Below are 2,105 nucleotides of genomic sequence, written 5' to 3' on the forward strand. Positions count from 1 at the left end.
CCGGTGCCGCCGTGCCGCCGCGGGGAGGGGCGTGCGCCGGTGCGGACCGGCGGGCGGCTTCGCGCCTCGTGGGCGCGGCCGGCCGGGGCGCCGGGGGCGTCCCTGTGCGGTGCGGAGCGGACGGCGCGACCGCCGGGGGCACGCCGTCCACCCCCCGCCTCGTCCACGCGCCTCGCCCCCGTGGCGGGCGGCCGGTTCACCGGCTCGCAGCCCGGCCACGGGGGCGAGGAGGGGGACGGGGGACCGGTCGGCTGCCGCGGACCGGCCCCCCGTCGGATCAGAACTGCAGGGCCCAGCCGTTCAGCCGGCCGGTGTCACGCGTGTAGTTGTCGCTGACGCGCAGCTTCCACGTGCCGTTCGCGGTCTCCGAGGAGGCGTTGACCGTGTACGTGGTGTCGATGTTGTCCGCGCTGCCGCCGGTGCCGTACGCCTTCAGCGTGTACGCCGAGCCGTCGGGGGCGATCAGCTGGACCTGGAGGTCACCGATGTAGGTGTGGGTGATGTCCACCTCGACGGCCAGGTCGGAGGGCGCGTTGCCGGAGACCCCGGAGACGGTTATCGGGGTCTCGACGGTGGAGTTGTCGGCGATGGCGACGCTCTGGGTGCTCTCGAAGCGGTCACCGGGGGGCGGCGGGGTGGTGCCGCCCTGCCCGACCCGCAGCAGGAGGTTGGGGGAACCGGTGCCGGGGTTGCCGACGACACCGCTGGTGGCGGAGGAGGTCAGCGCGGAGGAGACCTGGGCGGGGGTGGCCGAGGGGTTGGCGGCCAGGTGCAGGGCGGCCGCGCCGGCGACGTGCGGGCTCGCCATGGACGTGCCGGAGATGGTGTTGGTGGCCGTGTTGCCGGTGTGCCAGGCGGAGGTGATGGAGGAGCCCGGGGCGAAGATGTCCACGACCGAGCCGTAGTTGGAGTAGCTGGCGCGGGCGTCGGTGGAGGTGGTGGCGCCGACGGTGATCGCCTCGGTCACCCGGGCCGGGGACTTGGTGGAGGCGTTGGTGGACTCGTTGCCGGCCGCGACGACGAAGGTGATGCCGGCGTTGATCGCGTTGCGCACGGCCGCGTCGAGGGTGCTGTCGGCGCCGCCGCCCAGGGACATGTTGGCGACGGCCGGCTTGACCGCGTTGCGCGCGACCCAGTCGATGCCGGCGACGACCCCGGCGGTGGTGCCGGAGCCGGCGTTGTTCAGCACGCGGACGCCGACGATGTTGGCCTTCTTGGCCACGCCGTGGGCGGTGCCCGCGACGGTGCCCGCGACGTGGGTGCCGTGGCCGTTGCCGTCCTGGGCGACGTTGTCGTTGTCGACGGCGTCGTAGCCGTGGGAGGCGCGGCCGCCGAAGTCGCTGTGCGAGATGTGGACGCCGGTGTCGATGATGTACGCCGTCACCCCCTGGCCGGCCGAGTCCGGGTAGGTGTACGCGCTGTTCAGCGGCAGGTTCGCCTGGTCGATGCGGTCCAGGCCCCAGGAGGGCGGGTTGGTCTGGGTGGCGGTGGTGTGGAAGGTGCGGTTCTGGACCACCGAGGCGACGGCCGGGTCGGCGGCGAGACGTTTCGCCTCGGCCTCGGAGGCCTCGATCTCGTACCCGTTGAGCGCCTTGGTGTACGTCCGCTCGATCTCGGCGCCGTACTTCTTCGCCACGGCACGGCCCTCGGCGGAACCGGACTTCGCCCGGTCCGCCTTCAGGGTCACGATGAAGCTGTCGCTGACGGCGTTCGCAGCGCCCTCGTACTGGATGCTGCCTTCGGCGGCCGGGGCCGCGCCGGCGGGGAGCGCGGAGACGAGGCCCGCCATGAGCGCCGCGCTGGTCGCGACGCCGAGAGTGGCCAGTCTTCGGTGGGGGTGACGCATCGACGCCATGTGAGGGTTCCTCCTCGGTCGGGGAGCGTTGCCGTGGGGGCGGTGCTGTCGACGCACGTGCCGCGCGTGCGGCACGGCCGGACACGAATGACGTGGGCATGTCAATGCCCCCTGTCGGAACAACCGCGTGCGTCAGTCGAAAGATTGAGGGTTCCACAGGAATCGCACAAGAGGGCCCACAGGAACGAAACAGCTCCGCCACGCGGACGACACGTTCACCGCCCCCCGGTCCTCTCCCTCCCCCGAGGAC

Annotated in this window: 1 protein-coding gene; it reads right to left on the reverse strand. The window is 72.8% G+C overall.

What is annotated here, in order from left to right; translation table 11 throughout:
• Nucleotides 1–277: 277 nt before the first annotated feature.
• Nucleotides 278–1,855, reverse strand: coding sequence for a S8 family peptidase (locus tag AOK18_RS29740; RefSeq protein ID WP_055696310.1), 1,578 nt, complete (start codon nt 1,853–1,855; stop codon nt 278–280).
• Nucleotides 1,856–2,105: the final 250 nt, after the last annotated feature.

Source organism: Streptomyces prasinopilosus, from assembly GCF_001419695.1.
GTDB lineage: Bacteria > Actinomycetota > Actinomycetes > Streptomycetales > Streptomycetaceae > Streptomyces > Streptomyces prasinopilosus.